The sequence below is a fragment of the Nocardioides sp. genome (assembly GCF_030150155.1).
Classification (GTDB): Bacteria; Actinomycetota; Actinomycetes; order Propionibacteriales; family Nocardioidaceae; genus Nocardioides.
The window spans coordinates 11418-33380 of the sequence record NZ_JASLGR010000030.1 but is presented as its reverse complement, the minus strand read 5'-3'; the positions used below and the strand labels follow the sequence as shown (position 1 = coordinate 33380).

Annotated in this window: 16 protein-coding genes and 1 pseudogene; 6 read left to right on the top strand and 11 right to left on the bottom strand. The window is 69.7% G+C overall.

The genetic code is table 11. The annotated features are described in order from the left end of the window. Window positions 1–79 precede the first annotated feature (79 nt). A complete protein-coding gene (locus tag Q1V88_RS08755) occupies window positions 80–820 on the bottom strand; it encodes a hypothetical protein (RefSeq protein ID WP_300680529.1) in 741 nt (246 codons plus the stop codon). A gap of 39 nt (window positions 821–859) precedes the next feature. Between Q1V88_RS08755 and Q1V88_RS08750 the strand changes: the two genes are divergently transcribed. Then, window positions 860–1891, top strand: coding sequence for an LLM class F420-dependent oxidoreductase (locus tag Q1V88_RS08750; RefSeq protein ID WP_300680527.1), 1032 nt, complete (start codon window positions 860–862; stop codon window positions 1889–1891). A 19-nt stretch (window positions 1892–1910) separates the two neighbouring features. Here Q1V88_RS08750 and Q1V88_RS08745 read toward each other — a convergent pair whose 3' ends face one another. After that, window positions 1911–2855 carry a hypothetical protein gene (locus Q1V88_RS08745; RefSeq protein WP_300680525.1) on the bottom strand — a complete coding sequence of 315 codons (945 nt, stop codon included), beginning with the start codon at window positions 2853–2855 and terminating at the stop codon, window positions 1911–1913. 171 nt (window positions 2856–3026) lie between these two features. On the opposite strand from Q1V88_RS08745, the gene Q1V88_RS08740 reads away from it, so the two are divergent. Beyond that, window positions 3027–4937, top strand: coding sequence for a hypothetical protein (locus Q1V88_RS08740; RefSeq protein WP_300680524.1), 1911 nt, complete (start codon window positions 3027–3029; stop codon window positions 4935–4937). 88 nt (window positions 4938–5025) lie between these two features. Here the strand turns inward: Q1V88_RS08740 and Q1V88_RS08735 are convergent, their stop codons facing one another. From Q1V88_RS08735 to Q1V88_RS08725, 3 genes are read right to left on the bottom strand one after another with little or no spacing between them, the layout of a single operon-like run. Beyond that, window positions 5026–6312, bottom strand: a complete 1287-nt coding sequence (locus Q1V88_RS08735) for a sugar ABC transporter permease (protein WP_300680522.1) — start codon at window positions 6310–6312, stop codon at window positions 5026–5028. Further along, window positions 6305–7132, bottom strand: a complete 828-nt coding sequence (locus tag Q1V88_RS08730; protein WP_300680521.1) for an ATP-binding cassette domain-containing protein — start codon at window positions 7130–7132, stop codon at window positions 6305–6307. The genes Q1V88_RS08735 and Q1V88_RS08730 overlap by 8 nt, the downstream gene beginning before the upstream one ends. After that, entirely contained in the window at window positions 7132–8229 is a 1098-nt protein-coding gene (locus Q1V88_RS08725; RefSeq protein ID WP_300680520.1) for a substrate-binding domain-containing protein, read from the bottom strand. The genes Q1V88_RS08730 and Q1V88_RS08725 overlap by 1 nt, the downstream gene beginning before the upstream one ends. A 170-nt stretch (window positions 8230–8399) precedes the next feature. On the opposite strand from Q1V88_RS08725, the gene Q1V88_RS08720 reads away from it, so the two are divergent. After that, entirely contained in the window at window positions 8400–9545 is a 1146-nt protein-coding gene (locus Q1V88_RS08720) for an ROK family transcriptional regulator (RefSeq protein WP_300680518.1), read from the top strand. Window positions 9546–10031: 486 nt separating this feature from the next. Here the strand turns inward: Q1V88_RS08720 and Q1V88_RS08715 are convergent. Next, window positions 10032–10289 (bottom strand): annotated as a pseudogene (locus Q1V88_RS08715) (TetR family transcriptional regulator); the annotation flags it as partial. 57 nt (window positions 10290–10346) lie between these two features. On the opposite strand from Q1V88_RS08715, the gene Q1V88_RS08710 reads away from it, so the two are divergent. Further along, window positions 10347–11501, top strand: a complete 1155-nt coding sequence (locus tag Q1V88_RS08710) for an acyl-CoA dehydrogenase family protein (RefSeq protein WP_300680517.1) — start codon at window positions 10347–10349, stop codon at window positions 11499–11501. Between the two features lie 106 nt (window positions 11502–11607). Then, window positions 11608–11751 carry a GPGG-motif small membrane protein gene (locus Q1V88_RS08705; RefSeq protein WP_300680515.1) on the top strand — a complete coding sequence of 48 codons (144 nt, stop codon included), beginning with the start codon at window positions 11608–11610 and terminating at the stop codon, window positions 11749–11751. A 194-nt stretch (window positions 11752–11945) separates the two neighbouring features. Here the strand turns inward: Q1V88_RS08705 and guaA are convergent, their stop codons facing one another. The 3 genes from guaA to Q1V88_RS08690 all read right to left on the bottom strand — a co-directional run bounded on the left by guaA (window position 11946) and on the right by Q1V88_RS08690 (window position 17121). Further along, window positions 11946–13523: a glutamine-hydrolyzing GMP synthase gene (guaA, locus tag Q1V88_RS08700; protein WP_300680513.1), complete on the bottom strand. Its 1578-nt coding sequence runs from the start codon at window positions 13521–13523 to the stop codon at window positions 11946–11948. A gap of 182 nt (window positions 13524–13705) precedes the next feature. Further along, on the bottom strand, window positions 13706–15502 hold the full coding sequence (locus Q1V88_RS08695; RefSeq protein ID WP_300680511.1) for a GMC family oxidoreductase: 1797 nt from the start codon (window positions 15500–15502) through the stop codon (window positions 13706–13708). Continuing rightward, window positions 15502–17121 carry a succinic semialdehyde dehydrogenase gene (locus tag Q1V88_RS08690; RefSeq protein ID WP_300680509.1) on the bottom strand — a complete coding sequence of 540 codons (1620 nt, stop codon included), beginning with the start codon at window positions 17119–17121 and terminating at the stop codon, window positions 15502–15504. The genes Q1V88_RS08695 and Q1V88_RS08690 overlap by 1 nt, the downstream gene beginning before the upstream one ends. Window positions 17122–17270: 149 nt before the next feature. Between Q1V88_RS08690 and gdhA the strand changes: the two genes are divergently transcribed. Continuing rightward, window positions 17271–18617, top strand: coding sequence for an NADP-specific glutamate dehydrogenase (gene gdhA, locus Q1V88_RS08685; RefSeq protein ID WP_300680507.1), 1347 nt, complete (start codon window positions 17271–17273; stop codon window positions 18615–18617). Window positions 18618–18695: 78 nt separating this feature from the next. On the opposite strand, the gene Q1V88_RS08680 is transcribed toward gdhA, so the two are convergent. Continuing rightward, window positions 18696–20429 carry a glycerol-3-phosphate dehydrogenase/oxidase gene (locus Q1V88_RS08680; RefSeq protein WP_300680505.1) on the bottom strand — a complete coding sequence of 578 codons (1734 nt, stop codon included), beginning with the start codon at window positions 20427–20429 and terminating at the stop codon, window positions 18696–18698. Between the two features lie 53 nt (window positions 20430–20482). Next, window positions 20483–21955, bottom strand: coding sequence for an aldehyde dehydrogenase (locus Q1V88_RS08675; RefSeq protein WP_300680503.1), 1473 nt, complete (start codon window positions 21953–21955; stop codon window positions 20483–20485). Window positions 21956–21963: the final 8 nt, after the last annotated feature.

Sequence of the window (21963 nt, the reverse complement as noted above, 5' to 3'; positions counted from 1 at the left end):
AGGCTCATCGCCCCAGGTGTCACCCCAGCACCATCGAGGTGAACACGAGCCGTCGCCTCAAGGACGGCTCACGGTCAGCTCAGGGGCGGTCCTCCCCGTCCCAGGTGACGCCCTCGCGGATCACGCGGGCCGGAGCGCCGGCCACCGCGACCTGGGCCGGCACCTTCTGGTTGCGCACCATCGCGCGTGCCCCCACGACCGAGCCGTCGCCGATCTCGACATCCCCGGTCACGATCGCGTCGCGGCACAGCCACACGTGTTCCCCGAGCCGGATGTGGCCGCCGTACGGATTGAGTCGGGCTCCGGTGGCGACGTCGGTGAGCCGGTGCATGTCGTCGGTGGCGAGGTAGACGTCGGCGGCCCAGAGCTGGTCGTCGGCGCAGTAGATGGAGCCCCCGTTGCGGGCGTCGATGATCGCGCAGCGGGTGGCGACCACGTGGCCGACCAGCACGATCGAGGAGCCGGCGCCGCAGTAGATCTCCGCGGCGGTCAGCGCGCAGCCGGGCCCAAGGAAGATCAGCTCGTCGTCTCCCCCGACCAGCATCGAGACCACGTGCTCGATGTCGGTGGCGATCACGATCAGCACGTTGCTGAACGGATAGAGGGTGAGCGTCTCCAGCAGCCCGTCGTGAATGACGACACCGGGTGCCAGATAGATCGCGCTGCCCGAGCCGGGCCACCAGGCGGGCAGGTCGGAGTCGGCGATGGCGCGCAGGTCCAGACCGTCCAGCACCTCCGCCGGGACACCGGAGGCGGTCAGCCGCTGACGATGCTCGGTCGTGAGCGACGCTCCGAGGGTCCACGACCGAGGTGAAGTCATGGGCTGATTCTGCCCTAGTTGTGGGCTAGGTTTCGGTGGGTGAAGATCTCGATGGCTCTCCAGTACGCCGGAAACCCCCGCGACGCCGCCGATCAGGTGGTCGAGCTGGAAAAGGCAGGACTCGACCAGGTCTGGGTTGCTGAGGCCTACGGCTTCGACGGCGTCTCGCTGCTGGGCTACCTGGCGGCCAAGACCGAGACCGTCGAGATCGGCGCCGGCATCCTCAACGTCTTCTCCCGCACGCCGGGCGCGATGCTGCAGACCGCCGCCGGGCTGGACAACGTCTCCGGCGGCCGCGCGATCCTCGGCCTGGGCGCCTCGGGGCCGCAGGTGATCGAGGGGTTCCACGGGATGCCCTACGACAAGCCGCTGGGGCGCACCCGCGAGATGATCGAGATCCTGCGGATGGGCCTGCGCCGCGAGCCGCTGGTCTACTCCGGCAAGCACTTCACCCTGCCGCTGCCCGAGGGCCAGGGGCTCGGCCTGGGCAAGCCGCTCAAGCTGCTCACCCGCCCCGAGCGCGCCGACCTGCCGATCTGGATCGCCGCCCTGGGTGATGCCAACGTGGCGCTGACCGCCGAGGTCGCCGACGGCTGGCTGCCGATCCTGTTCGCCCCCGAGCACGCCGACAAGGTCTGGGGCGAGGCCCTGGCGAAGGGCACCGCGAAGCGCTCGGCCGACCTCGGTCCGCTCGAGATCAGCGCCGGTGGCCTGGTCGCGATCGGCGACGACGTCAAGGGCCTGCTCGACTTCGTCAGGCCGCACGTGGCGCTCTACGTCGGCGGCATGGGCGCCAAGGGCAAGAACTTCTACAACCACCTGATCTCCTCCTACGGGTGGGAGAAGGAGGCCGCGGAGATCCAGGAGCTCTACCTCGCCGGCCACAAGAAGGAGGCCGAGGCGAAGGTCCCGCTCGAGCTCCTGGAGCTGATCAGCCTGGTCGGCCCGGAGTCCTACGTGAAGGAGCGGATCGCCGCCTTCGCCGAGGCCGGCGTGACCAGCCTCCAGGTGATCCCGGTCGACGAGAACCCGGCGTCGGTGATCTCGCGGCTCAAGGAGTGGAGCAACTAGACGCAACTCCGAGCGCGCCTCACCGACGCCGCTGCCCCCACACCACCCCGAGTGCGAGGTGGGAGGTGACACCGAAGTGGTCCATCGCGTCGGCGAGACGCCGCCGACCGGTGCGTTCGGAAATGCCGAGGATCCGCGCGGCTGCCTCGAGCGTGGAACCGGTCGCCATCAGACGGAGCAACGGGTCCCAACTGTCGGCCGGGGTGTGCGGCGAGACGGCTCCCACCCACAGTCGGTCGAATGCCCAGGACGCCAGCCCCGCAAGAGCGGGGCTGGCGATCGCCACCACCGACGTCGGCCAGTGCTCACCCCACTGCAACGGCAAGGCCACGATCTGGCCGTCCGCGACCCAGAACCACGACGGCGGCTCATGCATGAACCGGATCTCCACCCCCGCTGCCAGCTCATCCGACATCCGGCGTTGCAGAGCCGGGGCGACGGCGTCGGTGACACTGCCGAGCACGCGTGCCCGGTTGCCGGGGGCGGCGATCACTTGGTGCCACGACTCTTGAAGGGCCGGATCGGCCACCGCCAGAGAGGAAGCATCGGGCAGGACGATGTCGGTCTCGCGCAACGGCATCCGTCTGAGCAGGTGGTGCCACAGGTCGGTCACCGCGCTCTCGCCGTGGAACAGCTCCACGCTCAACCGGGGCACGTCGTCCCCGAGTGCCTGCGCCGCAACCAGATCAGGCAACGCCTCCACGGTCGACGTCATCTGCTCGACGAGAGTGCCCAGGTCGGCCAGCAAGGCGGAGGCCTGACGACGTACGTCGGCAGCGACGGCCCCGGCGGGCTGCTCGTAGATGACCCGCTCGCCGGCGAGCACCAGATACCCCGCCTCCGCCAAGGCATCGAGCTGGCGGCGCGTGGTGCCCACGTCGCGGCGGGCCAGCGACGCGATGTCGGTCACCGTGGCCGCGCCGGATCGGAGTCCGACGGCGAGCAGATCCAGTGCGAGTACCACCGGGCCATCGTTGCATCGCCCAGGAGGAACTGGTGGTCGGGACCTACGTCCTCTCGTGGTGACCAGTCCCTGACATGGCCAGAATCGGACATCGCTTCCCCGGCCGCTGCCATCACCCTGAGTACCTGGTGGCCGTACTGCGCTGCCGCGAATCGACACTGAAGGACCCCGATGAACCTCACCTCTCGCCGCATCGGCGTCGGCCTGGCCTCCGCCGGCCTGATCTGCCTCGGCCTCACCACCGCCCCGGCGCATGCCGATCCCGCGCCGTCGACGGCGGGCACCTCGATCGACCTGAACGCGGCGGCGTACGGCTTCAGCTACGCTGCCGACTTCGCTGTCTCCCCCGACGACTCCACCGCGTACGTGGCCGGATACGGCCAGGCTGAGGAGACCATGGTCGAGGCGATCGACCTCGCCACCGGCAGCGCCGAGATCCTCGACACGAGCGAGGCCGCGGGCCTGGTCACCACCCCGACCGGCGTCTTCTTCACCGCTGGCGGAGACGTCTGGTCCTGGTCCGGCAACAGCGAGGACGAGGCGGTCCGCTATGCCTCACCGGAGGGTGTCGCGGCCTCCGCCTTCACCCTGGTCGACGGTGTTCCCGTCGCCGTCGGAATCGCCGACGACGACCCCCACTCACCCTTCACCTGGACAGCGCACGCTGACGCCGCCCCGACCGCCGTGGCGCAGCTCACCTACGTCCCCGACAACGCCACCCTCGTCGACCTCACCTTCGTCGATGGGGCGAGCCAGCCGGTGGTGATCGGCTCGACCTGGGAGGAGGACGGACAGGGCGGCTGGTTGTGGACGCCCGAGGAGTCGACGAACCTGGGCGGCTACCAGCCGGTCGACCTGCTCAAGGCCTCCGACCACCAGGTTCTCGTCTCCGGTGGCGCACAGAACGACCTCCACTCCTACACCGTGGCTGCCGACGGCACCCTCAGCAACACAACCGACGTCTTCATCGGCAACACTGCGGGAAGGATGACCCTCTCCGACGACCATCAGCAGGTCTACCTCGGGACCAACCAGACGCTCACCATGGTGGACCTGGACAAGCTCGCGAAGTACGCCGACGAGAGTCTCTACCCGCGCTGGTACTCCTTCAACGACGACGATCTGCGCATGACGTCCTTCGTCGTCTCCGCTGCCAGCCGGACGGCATGGGCCCTGGATCCGGGGTCCTCGAGGATCGTGATCGCCGGGGCGCCGACGCCCGGCCACCCCACCGCGCGAGCCACTGCCAGTGACCCGAACTCGATCACTGTCACGTGGGACGCGGACTACGACACCACGCACATCGTGACCGCCACACCGGTGAACGCACCTGCGTCGGTCAAGCCCCGCACCTTCACCGTCACCAACTCGCACGGGTGTGACGTCGACGAGACCACCACCAGCTGCAGCCTCGGTGACGCCACCACCCTCGCAGCCGGAACCACGTACGCCATCACGATCGCGGTCAGCGATGCCCTCTTCGTCGGCGACCCGGTCAGCGTCGGAACCGTCACCACCGCTCCGCCGTTCGTCGCTCACCCCAGCGCCTTCCGGATCACCGGCACCGCCAGGGTCGGCGGCACGCTGTCGATCGCACCGTCAGCCGGCGCGTGGGCACGCGGTGCCACGGTCACCTACACCTGGGCCATCAACGGGACCCCGTTCGCCACCGGCACGCGGGTGGTGCTGGCCAAGGCCCAACTCGGCGGTTACCTCGCGGTTGCGGCCACGGGCACCCTGCCCGGCTTCACCACCTGGTTCGCCTACGCCGCCGGTCTCAGCACCCCGATCGCGGCTGCCGCAGCACCGCCGACCGTGAAGGTCACCGCTGCCCCTCAGGTGAAGACGAAGGGCAAGACCAAGGTGGGCACGAAGCTCACCGTCACGAAGCCGAAGGCTCCCGCCGGCGCGACGACCAGCTACCAGTGGCTGCGCAACGGCACTGCCATCAAGGGCGCCACCAAGGCCACGTACAAGCCGACCAAGAAGGACAAGAAGAAGGTCCTCTCGGTGCGGGTCACCGTCACCCAGGCCGGCCACGCCCCGTACGTGAAGGTCATCCGCGTCGGCAAGGTCTCCTGAGCCCTCCGACCCGGCAGGCACGAACGAAACGGTCCTCCCCCGTGGGGAAGGACCGTTTCGTCGTTCTGCGGGATGCGGACCGTGAGCGCTAGCTTCTGCCGCTGCTGGTCCGAGCCCGACGGCTGACCGAGTCGATCGCGACAGCGAGCAGCAGGACACCACCGGTGACCATGAACCGCACCGAGCTGTCCACGCTCAGCAGGTTCAGGCCGTTGGAGATCGCCTGCAGCACCAGGATGCCGAGCAGGGCGGCGTACGCCGACCCGCGCCCGCCGAACAGCGACGTGCCGCCGATGACGGCCGCGGCGATCGCGGTCAGGTTCGTGTCCGTCGTACCGCTGGCCTGGGAGACCGAGGTCTGGAGTCCTGCGGCCAGCAGACCACCGACGGCCGCGAAGAAGGACGTCAGGGCGAAGACCGAGAGGTAGACCCCGGTCACCTTGATGCCCGAGCGCCGGGCGGCCTCGACCTGTCCGCCGACGGCGAAGACGTGCCGTCCCCAGCGGGTGCGGCGCAGCACGAAGTCCATCACGATCACCAGGGCGACGAAGAAGACGAACAGGTAGCTGAACCCGCGGTCGCGGTTGACGTACCAGGCCAGCAGCCCGAGGCCGACCGCGAGGCCGACGGCCTGGAGGCCGATCATCGGCATCCACGGGGTGCTCAGACCGGCCGCCTTGCGGGCTCGTGTCCGCCACAGCGTGCTGGCCACGAAGACCAGCACGACGAGCGCGACCAGCACGTACGACGCCGCCGGGCTGACCCACTCGGTGCGGGCGAAGGAGCGCAGCCAGGCGTCGTTCTTGAGGTTGATCGTGCCGTCCTTGCCGAGCACGTAGAGCAGCAGGCCCTGGAAGGCCATCAGACCGGCCAGGGAGAAGACGAAGGACGGCACCCCGACCCAGACGAAGAGCGCCCCGTAGACCAGGCCGATCGCCAGGCCGACGAGCATCGAGATCGCGATCGCCACCCACTCGGCGTAGCCGTGGTTGACCACCGCGACCGCCATGATCGCCGAGGCCAGACCACTCACCGAGCCGACCGAGAGGTCGATCTCGCCGAGCAGCAGGACCAGCACGATGCCGAGCGCGATCACCCCGGTCGGCGCGGCGAACTGGGTGATCGAGACGATGTTGCGCGAGGACAGGAAGCTGGAGTCGGCGCTGTAGAAGCCGATGCAGATCACGAACAGGCCGAGCACGACCGGCAGGCTGCCGAGCTCACCGGAACGGAGCCGACGCAGCTGGGAGCGGACGATGCCGCCCAGGCCCTGGTTCTGGATCAGCCGCTCGTCGGCCAGGTCGGCGGCGACACTGCCCGCAGCGGGCTGGCCGGACTGGCCGGGCTGGCTCGGCGGAGCTGTCTTCTCACTCATGGCTGCCCTCCTGAGTGTGGCGTTGGCTGCGGGCGGCGACGACGTTGTCGGAAGCGCCCGTGATGGCGGCCACGAGCTGCTCGGTCGTCGTGGACTTCACGTCGAACTCGGCGGCGTTCTTGCCCAGCCGAAGCACGAAGATCCGGTCGGCCACTGCCTGCACATCGGCCATGTTGTGACTGATCAGGATGACGCCGAGGCCCTGGTCGCGCAGCCGCTCGACGAGGTTGAGCACCTCGGCGGTCTGGGCCACGCCCAGCGCCGCGGTGGGCTCGTCGAGCAGGATCACCTTGGGGGCGCCGACCAGGCTGCGCGCGATCGCGACGGTCTGACGCTGGCCGCCCGACAGCGATGCGATCGGGATCCGGACCGACGGGATCTTGGCCGAGAGGCTGCGCAGCAGCCGCCAGGACTCCTTCTCCATCGCGACCTCGTCGAGTACGCCGAGGGAGCCGCGCTCCTGGCCGAGGAAGAGGTTGGCGACCACGTCTAGGTTGTCGCACAGGGCCAGGTCCTGGAAGACCGTGGCGATGCCGAGGCCCTGGGCGGCCGACGGGCCGGGGACCCGGACCTCGGAGCCGCTGATCCGGATCGATCCCTCGTCGGCCTGGTAGACCCCGGAGATGATCTTGATCAGGGTGGACTTGCCGGCGCCGTTGTCGCCGACCAGGGCGACGACCTCGCCGGGCTTGACGTCGAGGGAGACGTCCGTCAGCGCCTGGACGGCGCCGAAGCGCTTGGTGATACCCGACAAGGACAGGACGGCGTCCGCCGAAGCGGCCGCCGCCCCGCCCTTCCCGAGCGTGTCGGGGGCGTTCATCAGGAGAGTCCCGCCGCCTTGCACGCCGCGGCGTAGTCGGAGGTGCAGATCTGGGCGGCGGTGTAGAAGCCGTCCTTGACCACGGTGTCCTTCACGTTGTCCTTCGTCACCACGATCGGGGTGAAGATGTAGGACTTCACACTCTGGTACTCGCTCTGCGCGATCCCGGTGGTGGTGGTCGCGGCCGGGGTCTCGCCCTTGGACAGGGCCACCGCGACCTCGGCGGCGGTGTCGGCCTCGATCTTGATCGGCTTGTAGATCGTCATCGACTGCTCACCGGCCAGGATCCGCTGGATCGCGGCGAGCTCGGCGTCCTGACCCGTGATCGGAGGCAGGTTCTTGGTCGTGAAGCCGCCGCCGGTGAGGGCGGCGACGACGCCGCCGGCCTGGCCGTCGTTGGCGGCGTACACGCCGTTGATCTCACTGGTCTTGTACTTGCTCAGCTGGTCGGTGACGAACTGCTGGGCGTTGTCCGGGCTCCAGTCCGGGTTGTCGTACTCCTTGCCGAGCAGCTTGAGGCCGCTGGTCTTGAAGACGCTCTCGGCACCCTTCTTGAACTGGGCCGCGTTCGGGTCGCTCGGCGCACCGTTGAGCATCAGGTAGTTGCCCTTGTTGCCCATCGCCTTGACCAGTGCCTCGGCCTGCATCTTGCCGACGGTCTCGTTGTCGAAGGACAGGTAGTAGTCGGCGCCGGAGATGAACCGGTCGTAGGCCACCACCGGGATCTTGGCGTCGTGAGCGGACTGGACCATCCCGCCCGCACCGTCACCGTTGACCGGGTCGAGCACGATCACCTTGGCACCGGCGTTGATCGCGCTGTCGACCTGCTGGTTCTGCTTGGTCTCGTCCTGGTCAGCGTTGTAGTACTTCACGTTGCAGTCCGAGCAGAGACTCGCCACAGCCTTCTCGAAGAGCGGCTTGTCGAACGTCTCGTAGCGGGTCGTCTTCGACTCCGGGAGCAGGAGCGCGATGGTCGCGCCCTTGCTGCTGGAGCCCTTGGACGACGTGTTGTCCGAGCTACCGCAGGCCGTCAGGGCACCGGCGCCGGCCAGCAGCGCGACACCGAGGACAGCCGTCCGTCGAATGGAACTGATCACGATTGGTCTCCTCGAATCGGGGCGGCCATACCACCGCCTCACCGATTTCGAGTGTCATACGTCACAAGATTGCCGTCAAGGATTGAAGGTAAAACGTCCCCAATCGGGCGTATACCTACTTTTGTCATTACGCCTTGACGTTAAAGCCTGGGGCCTGCACAGTGATCCTCATGGCGCGCCAGAACCCGTCACCGGGCTCCCACGCGTCGCTGCGTTCAGCGAACCAGCGACGCGTCCTCGACGTACTCCGCGCCAGCACCACGGACCACACCCAAGCCGAGCTGGCCCGTGTCACCGGGCTCGCACCCGCCACGGTCTCCAACATCGTGCGCGACCTGACCGCCGCCGATCTGGTCGAGGCCGAGGCCGGCAGCGGTCGGCGCGGATCCTCGGTCCGGCTCAGCCGCAAGGCCGGCCTGGTGGCCGGCGTCGACTTCGGTCACTCCCACATCGCCGTCGCGATCGGCACGTTGACCGGGGAGATTCTGGCAGAGGCCCGGGAGCGTCTGGAGAGCACCCACGCGTACGACGACTCGCTCAAGCTCGCCGCGCGGCTGATCCGCGAGCTGGCCCCCGACGACGCCCCGGTGATGCGGGCCGCGATGGGCATCCCGGCCCCGATGACCGAGAACGTCGTCCAGGGCCCCGGCATCCTTCCGGGCTGGAACGGCGCCGACAGCCGCGCCCAGGCCGAGAAGATCTTCGGCCTGCCCGTCGACGTCGAGAACGACGCCAACCTGGGCGCCCTGGCCGAGCACCGTCGTGGGGTCGCGCACGGCTTCCACAGCTCGGTCTTCGTCAAGATCTCCTCCGGTGTCGGTGCCGGGATCATGCTCGACGACCAGCTCTTCCACGGCGCCTCGGGCACCGCCGGCGAGCTCGGTCACCTCACCCTGGACGCGGCCGGACCGATCTGCCGCTGCGGCGGCCGCGGCTGCCTGGAGGCCTACACCTCGATCAACACCGTCCTGGCCCGTACCGCCGGACAGCTCCCGGCGGCGACCCTCGACGACGTGATCGAGGCGGCCGAGGCCGGCGAGGCCTCGGCCCGGCGCGCGCTCGAGGACGCCGGCATGCACCTGGGCTGGGGCCTGGCCAGCGTGGCGAACCTGATCAACCCCGAGATCATGGTGATCGGCGGGGACATGGCCCGCGCCGGTGAGCTGCTGCTGGAGTCAGCGCGGATCGGCCTGCGCCGCCACGCCCTCGACAACGTCGCCCAGACCCCCGTGCGGACCAGTGACCTCGGCCACCGTGCCAGCCTGCTCGGAGCCGTCCTGCTCGCCGCCGAGCAGACCGAGCTGACCCTCCCCTGAGTCACCTGGGTCACGTGGGGACGGCGCCACCGGACCCAGCAGCGCATCCGGTACGACGTCCACGGAGCCGCCACTGACGTCGGCGAGCACCACCAGCACATGCCGAGCCAGCCGGGTGGCGAGCTGCTCTTGGGACTCGTCGTCGTGGTCGAGCCACCACAGGATCGAGGCGTCGACCATCCCGACCAGCGAGGAGACCACCCCCTCGGGCGGACCGATCGGCACCTCCAGGTGCGCCACCAGCGCCACCACCAGGTCGCGCAGGAACCGCTCCCGGCTCAGCCGGGTGCGCTGCAGCGCCCGGGTCTGGGGCCGTGAGGCGAGGAACCGGTACAGATTGGGGTGGTCGGCGGCCCAGGCGACGGAGACCTCCGTCAGGCGGGCGACGAGCGTGCGCGGCGTACCGGGTTCGGCAAAGACGGCGCGGACCTGATCGACCAGGTCGGCCGAGGCCACCACCGCGACGGCGACGTCGAGCTCCTCCTTGCCGGCGAAGAGGCGGTACATGTTGGGTCGCTGGACGCCGGCCCTGCTCGCGATCTGGGCCATCCCGACGTCGGGACCGATCTCGAGGATCGCCTCGATCGCGGCGGCGATCACCTGTTCACGGCGGTCGTCGGCGGCCGGAAGCGCCTCGGCATGGAGCCGGGGTGCCCACAGCACGGCCAGCCGATGCCAGTGCTCCGCGTCCCTCACGGGGGTCACGGTACGGGGCGAACTCCTTGTGGCGACACCTCCCGCCATGTTAGGAACGCTCTGATACACCGTGTATCAGCCCTCTGACTGGAAGAGCAGACCCCCATGCCGCCTCGCCGTTCACCCTGGATGGACTCCGACCTCGACGACTTCCGCGCCCTGGCGCAGACGTTCATGAGCAAGGAGATCACCCCGCACATCAGCCGGTTCATCGAGAACAAGCACGTCGACCGGGAGCTGTGGGTCTCGGCCGGCGCCGTCGGTCTGCTCTGCGCCTCCGTCCCCGAGGAGTACGGCGGCGGGGGCGGCACCTGGGCCCACGAGGCGATCCTGATCGAGGAGCAGGCCTACGCCGGAGACTCCAGCTGGGGCGCCTCGCTGCACAGCGGCATCGTCGCGCACTACCTGCTCGCCTACGGCTCCGAAGAGCAGAAGCAGCGCTGGCTCCCCCGGCTCGCCTCGGGCGAGGCGGTGGCCGCGATCGCGATGACCGAGCCCGGCACCGGCTCCGACCTCCAGTCGGTGCGGACCAAGGCGCTCAAGGACGGCGACGACTACGTGATCAACGGCGCCAAGACGTTCATCACCAACGGCTCCCAGGCCGATGTCGTGCTCGTCGTGGTCAAGACCAACCCCGAGGAGAAGGCGTCGGGCATCTCGCTGGTGATCGTGCCGACCGACACCCCCGGCTTCCGCCGCGGGCGGGTACTCGACAAGATCGGGATGCGGGGCCAGGACACCTGTGAGCTCTTCTTCGACGACGTACGCGTGCCGCAGGCGAACCTGCTGGGGCCCGAGGAGGGCCAGGGGTTCGTCCAGCTCATGCTCCAGCTCCCCCAGGAGCGCCTGATCGTGGCGATCAGCTGCCTGGCCGCCGCCGAGGCGGTGGTCGACCTGACCCGCACCTACACCGAGGAGCGCGAGGCGTTCGGCAGGCCGATCTCGGCGTTCCAGAACACCAAGTTCACCCTCGCCGAGGTCTTCACCGAGGTCCGCGTGATGCGCTCCTTCATCGACGAGTGCATCACCCTGCACCTGACCGGCGACCTCGACATCCCCACCGCCGCGATGGCGAAGCTGTGGGCCTCCGAGCGCGCCCAGAAGGTGGTCGACAAGTGCCTCCAGCTGCACGGCGGCTACGGCTACATGAACGAGTACCCGGTGGCGCGGGCCTGGGCCGACCTCCGCGTCTCCCAGATCTACGGCGGCACCTCGGAGATCATGAAGGAGATCATCGCCCGCTCCCTGCCGGCCACCTGACCAGAACCTGCCATCTCCCTGACTGTGCGCGCTCGCGCACGCTCGCCGATGTTTGAGGCACTCCATGACGGGTAGGTATCAAGTCCCGTCACTGAAGGAGGAAACGATGGCGTTTGTGCTCTGGCTCATTGCAGTGGTCTTGGTGATCTCCGGGATCGTCGCCCTGTTCAGGGGGCAGATCCTGTGGGGGATCGTCTTGATCGTCGTCGGTCTGTTGGTCGGACCCGGGGGTGTCTCGATCTTCACGTAGACCGCATCGTCCCCTCTGCGGGAACAACGAAGGGCCACGACCGTCACGGTCGTGGCCCTTTCGTCGGAGTGAGTGGGTCAGCTCCCAGCCGGCGAGCGGGGTCGCTCACTCCCAGCCGGCGGTGGTCGCTCGCTCGCTCGCCGCAGAGGATCACACACACTCGCTTCGCTCGGCGTTTGATCCTCTGGGCTCGCTCACTCCCATTCGATCGTGCCCGGGGGCTTGGAGGTGATGTCGACGGTGACGCGGTTGACGTCCTTGACCTCGTTGGTGATCCGGGTCGAGATCCGCTCCAGCAGCTCATACGGCAGGCGCGCCCAGTCGGCGGTCATCGCGTCCTCGGAGGTGACCGGACGCAGCACGATCGGGTGACCGTAGGTGCGACCGTCACCCTGGACGCCGACCGAGCGGACGTCGGCGAGCAGCACGACGGGCATCTGCCAGATGGTGTGGTCCAGGCCGGAGCGGGTGAGCTCCTCGCGGGCGATCGCGTCGGCCTCGCGGAGCAGGTCCAGACGCTCGCGGGTGACCTCGCCGATGATCCGGATGCCCAGGCCGGGGCCGGGGAACGGCTGGCGCTGGACGATCTCCTCGGGCAGGCCCAGCTGGGCACCGACAGCGCGGACCTCGTCCTTGAACAGGGTGCGCAGCGGCTCGACCAGCTCGAACTCGAGGTCCTCGGGCAGGCCACCGACGTTGTGGTGGCTCTTGATCGTGGAGGTGCCGGCACCGTGGCCGGACTCGACCACGTCGGGGTAGAGGGTGCCCTGGACGAGGAATCCGACCGTGGTGCCCTCCGGGGCGGCGTTGATGATGTCGGCCTGCGCCTGCTCGAAGGAGCGGATGAACTCGCGGCCGATGATCTTGCGCTTGGTCTCAGGGTCGGAGACACCGGCCAGAGCGTCGAGGAACTGCTTCTCGGCGTCGACCACGACGAGCTTCGCGCCGGTCGCGGCGACGAAGTCGCGCTCGATCTGCTCGGTCTCGCCCTTGCGCATCAGTCCGTGATCGACGTACACGCAGGTGAGCCGCTCACCGATCGCCTTGGTCACGATGGCCGCGGCGACGGCGGAGTCGACACCGCCGGACAGGCCGCAGATGGCGCGACCGGTCTCGCCGATCTGCTCCTTGATCCGCTCGATCTGCTCCTCGGCGATGTTGCCGATCGTCCAGGTCTGCGCGCAGCCGGCGATGTTCCACAGGAAGTGCTCCAGGACCGCCTGGCCGTGCTCGGAGTGCAACACCTCGGGGTGCCACTGCACGCCGGCGAAGCCCGCCTCGACGTTCTCGAAGGCCGCCACCGGGGTGCCCTCGGTCGAGGCCAGGACGGTGAAGCCCGCCGGTGCCTGCGAGACCGAGTCGCCGTGCGACATCCAGACGTTGTGCTCGGCCGGGATGTCGGCCAGCAGGACGCCGCCCTCGGCGACGGTGACCGGGGTGCGGCCGTACTCGCGGTAGCCGTTGTTGTCGACGGTGCCACCCAGGCCCTGGGCCATCAGCTGGAAGCCGTAGCACATCCCGAAGACCGGGGTGCCGGCGCTGAACAGGTCGCCGTTGAGCTGCGGCGCACCCTCGGCGTAGACCGAGGACGGTCCGCCCGACAGGATGATCGCCTTCGGGTTGCGGGCCAGCATCTCCGCGACCGGCATGGTGTGCGGCACGATCTCGGAGTAGACCCGCGCCTCGCGCACCCGGCGTGCGATCAGCTGCGCGTACTGCGCACCGAAGTCGACAACGAGAACCAGATCATGGTCGGCGACAGCGTCCGTCATGCGGCGATCCTATCGAGCAAGCAGCCGTGGGCCGAAATGCACTGACGCCCGGCCGGGGAGGGAGGGTGGCCGGGCATCAGTCGCAGTCCCGACCCATGAATCGAGGGCTGCACAAGACCCGGAAATCTAAGGGAGGGAGCAAGTCCCGGGTCCGTCTCTTCAACGAGACGTCCACAGAGCGGTTACGCGGGGGACGCAGAATCGTCCGAAGTTTTTTCCTCGGCCAGGTGCCGACCCGAGGTGACGGACACGATCGGGAGGCGCAGCGCACCCACCGCCGCCTCCGGCACCGCGGGACTGCGCGGGGCGACAGGCGTGAGTCGGACGTACGACGCCCCCACGGCCGGACGCGGGTCGGCCTCGCCCTTGTTCGGCCAGAAGCTCATCGCGCGCTCCGCCTGGGCCGCGATCGTCAGGGACGGGTTCACCCCCAGGTTGGCCGAGACCGCCGACCCGTCCACGACGTGCAGGCCCTCGTAGCCGTAGAGCCGCTGGTAGGGGTCGAGGACGCCGGTCTCGGCGGAGTCCCCGATCGCGCAGCCGCCGATGAAGTGCGCGGTCATCGGCACGTTGAACGGCTCCCCGATGGTGCCGCCGGGGAACCCCTCCTCGCCGTTGCTGCTCATCGCCTGCGCCATCAGCCGGGCGCCCTCGTTGGCCGCCGGGATCCAGGTCGGGTTCGGGGCGCCGTGGCCCTGCTTGGAGGAGAGCCGCCAGCCGAACGGGGTCTTCTTCGGGAAGACGGTGATCGAGTTGTCCAGCGCCTGCATCACCAGCAGCACGATCATCCGCTCCGACCAGTGCTTGACGTCGTAGAGGCGGCCGATGTTGCGCCGCTGCCCCCACATCTCACGCAGCCAGCGCCGCTTGCGCCCCGGCCCGCCGTCGGTCAGCACCGTCTGGAGGAGGGACATCGCGTTCGACCCCTTGCCGTAGCGCACCGGCTCGAAGTGGGTGGAGGGGTCGGGGTGGATCGACGAGGTGATCGCCACCCCCTCGGTGTAGTCCACGGCCAGGTCCGGGGCGATCGCCCCGAGGATCGCCTCGGAGTTGGTCCGGGTCAGCATCCCGAGCCGGTCGGAGATCTGCGGCAGGTCGCCGGTGACCTTGAGCCGGTGAAGCAGCTTCTGGGTGCCGATCGCGGCAGCGGAGAAGATCACCTGGTCGGCGGTGAAGCGCTTCTCGGCCTCGCCGCCCCGGCGCACCTTCGCCTTGGTCCAGCGGGCGTGGATCTCGTAGCCGCCGCCCTCCGACTCCGCCCGCGGCACCACCCGGTGCACGGTGGTGAGCGGGTGCACCGCGGCACCGTTCTTCTCGGCCAGGTGCAGGTAGTTCTTCACCAGCGTGTTCTTGGCGTTGTGCCGACACCCGACCATGCACTCCCCGCACTGGGTACAGGTGTGGCGCGCCGGGCCCTCGCCGCCGAAGTACGGGTCCTCCACCCGGGTCCCGGGCGCCTGGCCCGGCGTACCGAAGAAGACGCCGACGGGGGCCTGGTGGTAGCTGTCGGCGACGCCCATCTTCTCGGCGACGGACTGCATCACGGTGTCGGCCGGGGTGAGATGCGGGTTCTCGACCACGCCCAGCATCCGCTTGGCCTGGTCATAGTACGGCGCCAGCTCGTCCTTCCAGTCGGTGATGTGGCTCCACGACGGGTCCCGGTAGAACGGGTCGAGGGGCTCGTACAGGGTGTTGGCGTAGACCAGCGACCCGCCGCCGACCCCGGCGCCGGCCAGGATGATCGCGTCCTTGAGCACCTCGATCCGCTGGATGCCGTAGCAGCCCAGCGCCGGGCTGTAGAGGAACCGCTTGAGGTCCCAGGAGGTGTCGGCGAAGTCGGCGTCGGAGAGCCGGGCACCGGCCTCCAGGACCGCCACCGTGTAGCCCTTCTCGGTCAGCCGCAGCGCCGAGACGGAGCCGCCGAAGCCCGACCCGATGATCACCACGTCGTAGTGCGGCACGCCGCTGCCCTGCGTCATCAGGCTCGTCCCATCTTCTTGAGTGCTCCGAGGCCGACGGTGAGCAGCTTCGCCCAGGTCTCCTCCTTCATCCCCAGCGGCGGTCCGATGTTCATCACCCGCTGGGTGGCGATCGTCTGCGACTCGGTGAACCGCAGCAGACCCTCAGCGCCCTGGCGGCGCCCCATCCCGGACTCGCGCATCCCGCCCATCGGGGCCGCGATCGAGCCGAAGCTGGCCGCGAACCCCTCGTTGACGTTGACGGTGCCGGCCTTGATCCGGGCCGCGATCCGGCGGCCGCGGGCCGCGTCGCGGGTCCAGACGCTGGCGTTGAGGCCGTACTCGCCGTTGTTGGCGCGCGCCACCGCGTCGGCCTCGTCACTGAACCGGTAGACGCTGATTACCGGCCCGAAGGTCTCGTTGCCGAAGACGTCCATCTCCGGGGTGACGCCTTCGAGGATGGTCGGCTCGAAGAAGTACGGCGCCAGGTCCGGTCGCGCCCGGCCACCGGTGCGCACTCGTGCCCCCTTGGCGACGGCGTCCTCGACGTGGGCCACCACGTTGTCCAGCTGGGCCTGGCTGATCAGGGAGCCCATGTCGATCTCCCAGTCCAGACCCGCGCCCAGCGTCATCGCCTCGGCGCGCGCGGCGAACCGCTCCAGGAACCGGTCGTAGATCGCGTCGGCGACGTACATCCGCTCGATCGAGACGCAGAGCTGACCGGAGTTGGAGAAGACCGCACGGATCGCACCGTCGGCGGCGCGCTCGATGTCGGCGTCGGCCAGGACGACCATCGGGTTCTTCCCGCCGAGCTCCAGGGAGCAGCCGATCAGCCGCTCGGCACAGCCGGCGGCGACGCTCTTGCCGGTCGCCGTCGAGCCGGTGAAGCAGAGGTAGTCGGCCTGGGAGATCAGCTGCGGACCGACCTCGGAGCCGGGACCGGCCACGACGATCCACAGGTCACGCGGGAAGCCCGCCTCCTCCAGCAGCTCGGCACCGAGCAGCGCCGAGAGCATCGTCTGGGCGTCGGGCTTGGCGACCACGGCGTTGCCGGCCGCCAGCGCCGCGATGCCGTCGCACAGCGCCATCGTGAACGGGTAGTTCCACGGCGAGATCACCCCGACGACGCCCTTGGGGGCGTGGTGCAGGTCGACCCGGGTCAGCAGCGGCAGCACCCCGGGAAGTCGCTCGCTGGCCAGCAACCGCGACAGCGTCCGGCCGTAGTAGCGCGCCGTCAGCGCGATGTGGGTCGGCTCGTCGAAGGCATGCTTGCGGGCCTTGCCCGACTCCCGCACGATCAGGTCGAGGATCTCGTCCTGGCGGTGCAGCACCAGGTCGTGCAGGCGCAGCAGGATCGCCTCGCGCTCCTCCACCGGGCGGCGCACCCAGAGCTCCTGGGCGGCCCGCGCGCGACGGAACGCCTCGGCGACGTCGGCCTCGCTGGACTGCGGGATGTGGGCCAGCGTGGCCCCGTCGATCGGAGAGCGGACCTCGCGGGTGCGCCCCGACGTGGCCAGCACCCGGGACGTCAGCGAGGCGACGTACGACGGCTCCAGCGCGAGCACGGCGGCGGGGTCGTGCTCGGGGTCGCGCACAGTGGCAGCGAAGTGGCCGTCCGACGGCGCCTGCGGATCGTTCATGTACCGAGAGTATGTGAACTGGAGCACGTCCCACCAGCCCCCGGGGCCGAGCTCCGGACGCTCGCCGCTCCCCCTAGCGACCACTCATCAGACGCCCGATCACAGGGGTGGTGGGACAGACCTGTAACACAGCCGTTACATTTCGGCCCGTGGCAACTCTTGATCCCAAGCTCCAGTCCATCTACGACCTCGTGCTGCGTCGTAACCCGGCCGAGGTGGAATTCCACCAGGCCGTCGCCGAGGTCCTGGACTCGCTCGGCCCGGTCATCGCCGCGCACCCCGAGTACGCCGACGCCCGCGTGATCGAGCGGATCTGCGAGCCCGAGCGCCAGATCATCTTCCGCGTCCCGTGGGTCAACGACGCCGGCAAGATCGAGATCAACCGCGGTTTCCGGGTCGAGTTCAACTCCGCGCTCGGGCCGTACAAGGGCGGTCTGCGGTTCCACCCGAGCGTCTACCTCGGCATCATCAAGTTCCTCGGCTTCGAGCAGATCTTCAAGAACGCCCTCACCGGCCTGCCGATCGGAGGCGGCAAGGGTGGCTCCGACTTCGACCCGAAGGGTCGCTCGGACAACGAGATCATGGCGTTCTGCCAGTCCTTCATGACCGAGCTCTACCGCCACATCGGCGAGTACACCGACGTCCCCGCCGGTGACATCGGCGTCGGCGGCCGCGAGATCGGCTACATGTTCGGCCAGTACAAGCGGATCACCAACCGCTACGAGTCCGGCGTGCTGACCGGCAAGGGCATCGGCTGGGGCGGCTCGGCCACCCGCACCGAGGCCACCGGCTACGGCACCGTCTTCTTCGTCGACAACATGCTCAAGGTCAAGGGCGAGTCCCTCGAGGGCAAGCGCGTCGTCGTCTCGGGCTCCGGCAACGTCGCGATCTACGCGATCGAGAAGGTGCACCAGCTCGGCGGCACCGTCGTGGCCTGCTCCGACTCGGCGGGCTACATCGTCGACGAGGCCGGTCTCGACCTCGACCTGATCAAGCAGATCAAGGAGGTCGAGCGCGGTCGGATCTCCGAGTACGCCGACCGCCGCGCCGGTGCCACCTACGTGGCCGGCGGCTCGATCTGGGACGTCCCGTGCCAGGTCGCGCTCCCCTGCGCCACCCAGAACGAGCTCGACGACCAGGCCGCCCTGACCCTGGTCAAGAACGGCCTCCAGGTCGTCGCCGAGGGCGCCAACATGCCCACCACCCCCGGTGGCGTCTCGGTCTTCGCTGAGGCCGGTGTGCTCTTCGCCCCGGGCAAGGCCGCCAACGCCGGTGGCGTCGCCACGTCGGCCCTGGAGATGCAGCAGAACGCCTCCCGGGACCGCTGGACCCACGAGTTCACCGAGGCCCGCCTCGGCGAGATCATGGCCGGCATCCACGACCGCTGCGCCACCGCCGCCGAGGCCTACGGTCGCCCCGGCGACTACGTCTTCGGTGCGAACGTGTCGGGCTTCAAGCAGGTCGCCGACGCGATGCTGGCACTCGGCGTCATCTGAGTCTCAAGCAGGACGTGTGAGGACGGGCGGTTCGGGGTGACCCGGACCGCCCGTTCGGCATTTCCGGGACCGGTCGCCTCAGACCAGGTCGGTGACGCGGACCCGGGCGCGGTCCGCCTCGGCGTCGGTCGCCATCGTCTGGCTGAGCCGCTCGGCCTCGGTGCGGGCGGCGTACCACTGCACCTGCTTGGCGATCTCGGCCTCGTCCCAGCCCAGCTCCCCTGCCATCAGCCGGGCGACCTGCTCGGAGGCGGCGACACCGCGGTCGAAGGTCTCGATCGAGATCCGGGTGCGGCGGGTCAGCACGTCGTCGAGGTGGCGGGCGCCCTCGTGCGTGACGGCGTAGACCACCTCGGCGGCGAGGTAGTCGTCGGCCCCCTCCAGCGGCGCGGCCAGCTCCGGCCGGGCGGCGATCAGGTCGAGCAGGTCGTCGATCATGCCGCCGAAGCGGCCCAGCAGGTGGTCGATCCGGGCCACGTGCAGGCCGCTGCGCCGAGCCAGCAGCACCCGCTGGTTGGCCCGGGTCTCGTAGCCGTCGGCGCCGAGCAGACGGACCTTGTCGGTGATCGACTCCCGGATCGTCGGCCCCAGCGCCCGCAGCGTCGTGCCGGCGGCGTCGACCGCGTCGGCCGCCATCACCCGGTACGTCGTCAGCTTGCCGCCCGCGATCATGACCAGGCCCGGCACCGGGGTGACCACGGTGTGCTCACGGGAGAGCTTCGCCGTCTGATCGGACTCGCCGGTCAGGAGCGGGCGCAGGCCGGCGTACACGCCCTCGACGTCGTCGTGGTCCAGCGGCTCCTTGAGCACGGTGTTGACCCGGGCCAGCACGTAGTCGATGTCGGACCTGGTGGCCGCCGGGTGTGCCAGGTCGAGCTCCCACGGGGTGTCGGTGGTGCCGATGATCCAGTGCCGGCCCCACGGGATGACGAAGAGCACCGACTTCTCGGTGCGCAAGATGATGCCCGACTCCGAGCGGATCCGGTCGCGTGGCACCACCAGGTGGACGCCCTTGGAGGCCTGCACCTGGAGCGCGCCCCGGCCGCCGACCAGCTCCTGGATCTCGTCGGTCCAGACCCCGGCGGCGTTGACCACGACCTTGGCCCGGATCTCGAGCTCGCGGTCGTGCTCCAGGTCGAGCGCCCGGACGCCGACGACCCGCTCGCCCTCGCGCAGGAAGCCTGTCACCCTGACCCGGGTGGCGACGTGGGCGCCGTGGCGGGCCGCGGTGCGGGCCACCGTCATCACCAGCCGGGCGTCGTCGACCTGGGCGTCGTAGTACTGGATCGCACCGCTGATCTCGTCGGTGCGGAAGTCCGGCGCGATCCGGGCCACCCCCTTGCGGGTCAGGTGACGGTGCCGGGGCAGGCCCATGTCGTACTTGCCCGCCATCGCCATGCCGTCGTACATCATCAGCCCGGCCCCGACGTAGGGGCGCTCCCACAGCCGGTGGGTGAGCGGGTAGAGGAACGGCACCGGTCGGACCAGGTGCGGCGCCAGCCGGGTGAGCAGCAGGCCGCGCTCCTCCAGCGCCTCCCGGACCAGGGCGAAGTCGAGCATCTCCAGGTAGCGCAGGCCACCGTGGACGAGCTTGCTGGAGCGCGAGGACGTGCCCGAGGCGAGGTCGCGCTGCTCGACCAGCCCGGTCGCCAGCCCACGGGTGACGGCGTCGAGCGCCACCCCCGCACCGACCACTCCCCCGCCCACGACGAGGACGTCGAGCTCGCCCTCGCCGGCCAGACCGCCGGGCGAGGCCATCGCCGCCAGGGCAGCGTCACGGGCAGCGGGACTCAGCACTCCGGAGGCGCTCATGCCCCCAGTCTGTCAAACCGACGGTGAGCCCGGAACCCGCTCAACGACAGGGGTCACGGCATCGGCGGCGCCGACAGGTAGACCGACTTGAGCTCGGTGTACTGCGCCAGCCCCTCCGGGCCGAACTCGCGTCCGATCCCGGAGTCCTTGAATCCACCGAACGGTGCCGCGAAGTCCATCGTGTAGGTGTTGACCCCGAAGGTGCCGGTGCGCACCCGGCGGGCCACCTCGACCCCGGCGTCGTGGTCGCTGGTCCAGACCGTGCCGGCCAGTCCGTAGGTCGAGTCGTTGGCCAGCCGGACCGCGTCGTCGACGTCGTCGAACGCGATCACCGACAGCACCGGCCCGAAGATCTCCTCCTGCGCGATCCGTGAGGAGTTGTCCACGTCGGCGAAGACGGTGGGGCGGACGTACCAGCCCTGGTCGAGGCCGTCGGGGAGCCCGGGCCCACCGGTGAGCAGGCGGGCCCCCGACGCGATCCCGAGGTCGATGTACGACGCCACCCGCTCGGCCTGCCGCGCCGCGACCATCGGCCCGATCTCGGTGGCAGGGTCGTGCGGGTCGCCGACCCGCATCTGCTCCACCGCCGATGCCAGCGCCGCAGCGAACGCGTCGTGCCGCTCCCGCGAGACCAGCACCCGGGTCTGGGCGACGCAGGCCTGGCCGGAGTTCATCAGGCCGATGAACTTCAGCCCCTCGATGGTGGCGGCCTCGTCGGCGTCGTCGAGCACGATCGCCGCCGACTTGCCGCCCAGCTCCAGCGAGACCCGGCGCAGCCGCTCCCCGGCCAGCGAGGCGATCCGACGCCCTGCCGCGGTCGAGCCGGTGAAGGCGATCTTGTCGATCGCCGGATGGGTGACGAGATGCTCGCCGACCTCGCGGCCCCCGGCGACGATGTTGACCACCCCGTCGGGCACGCCGGCGTCCATCAGCATCTCGGCCAGCAGGTAGGCGTCCAACGGGCTCTCCGCAGCGGGCTTGGCCACCACGGTGCAGCCGGCCAGCAGCGCCGGGATCACCTTGGAGAGCAGCGTGAACTGCGGGACGTTCCACGGCGGGATCGCGGCCACCACGCCGATCGGCTCGTGCCTGACCATCACGTCGCCGCCGAGCGCGCCAGGACGGGTGGACTCCCAGGCGAACTCCCGGGCGATGCCGAGGAACGCCTCGATCTGCATCCACGGCGCGGGCGCCTGGGCGAGCTGGGAGAACGAGATCGGCGACCCGATCTCGGTGGTGATCACGCCGGCCATCTCGTCCAGGCGGGCGGCGTACAACGCGGAGAGCCGGGCGATCACCTCGATCCGCTCGGCCGGGGCCATCCGCGGCCAGGGGCCCTCGTCGAACGCCGTACGGGCGGCGGCGACGGCGGCGTCGATGTCGGCCGCGGTGCCGGCCGGGACCCGCGCGACGACCTCCTCGGTGTGCGGGCTGATCACCGTCAGCACCTCCTCGGAGGCGGGCCGGGCCCACTGCCCGCCGAGGTAGAAGGCATCACGGTCGAGGTCGGGGCGACGGCTGCTCACGGCGATCA

What these genes read in the sequence shown, in the direction of transcription:
- Q1V88_RS08755 (WP_300680529.1), bottom strand. Translation starts at nt 820, where the DNA reads ATGACTTCACCTCGGTCGTGGACCCTCGGAGCGTCGCTCACGACCGAG.
- Q1V88_RS08740 (WP_300680524.1), top strand. Translation starts at nt 3,027, where the DNA reads ATGAACCTCACCTCTCGCCGCATCGGCGTCGGCCTGGCCTCCGCCGGC.
- Q1V88_RS08735 (WP_300680522.1), bottom strand. Translation starts at nt 6,312, where the DNA reads ATGAGTGAGAAGACAGCTCCGCCGAGCCAGCCCGGCCAGTCCGGCCAG.
- Q1V88_RS08730 (WP_300680521.1), bottom strand. Translation starts at nt 7,132, where the DNA reads ATGAACGCCCCCGACACGCTCGGGAAGGGCGGGGCGGCGGCCGCTTCG.
- Q1V88_RS08720 (WP_300680518.1), top strand. Translation starts at nt 8,400, where the DNA reads ATGGCGCGCCAGAACCCGTCACCGGGCTCCCACGCGTCGCTGCGTTCA.
- Q1V88_RS08710 (WP_300680517.1), top strand. Translation starts at nt 10,347, where the DNA reads ATGCCGCCTCGCCGTTCACCCTGGATGGACTCCGACCTCGACGACTTC.
- Q1V88_RS08705 (WP_300680515.1), top strand. Translation starts at nt 11,608, where the DNA reads ATGGCGTTTGTGCTCTGGCTCATTGCAGTGGTCTTGGTGATCTCCGGG.
- guaA (WP_300680513.1), bottom strand. Translation starts at nt 13,523, where the DNA reads ATGACGGACGCTGTCGCCGACCATGATCTGGTTCTCGTTGTCGACTTC.
- Q1V88_RS08695 (WP_300680511.1), bottom strand. Translation starts at nt 15,502, where the DNA reads ATGACGCAGGGCAGCGGCGTGCCGCACTACGACGTGGTGATCATCGGG.
- Q1V88_RS08690 (WP_300680509.1), bottom strand. Translation starts at nt 17,121, where the DNA reads ATGAACGATCCGCAGGCGCCGTCGGACGGCCACTTCGCTGCCACTGTG.
- Q1V88_RS08680 (WP_300680505.1), bottom strand. Translation starts at nt 20,429, where the DNA reads ATGAGCGCCTCCGGAGTGCTGAGTCCCGCTGCCCGTGACGCTGCCCTG.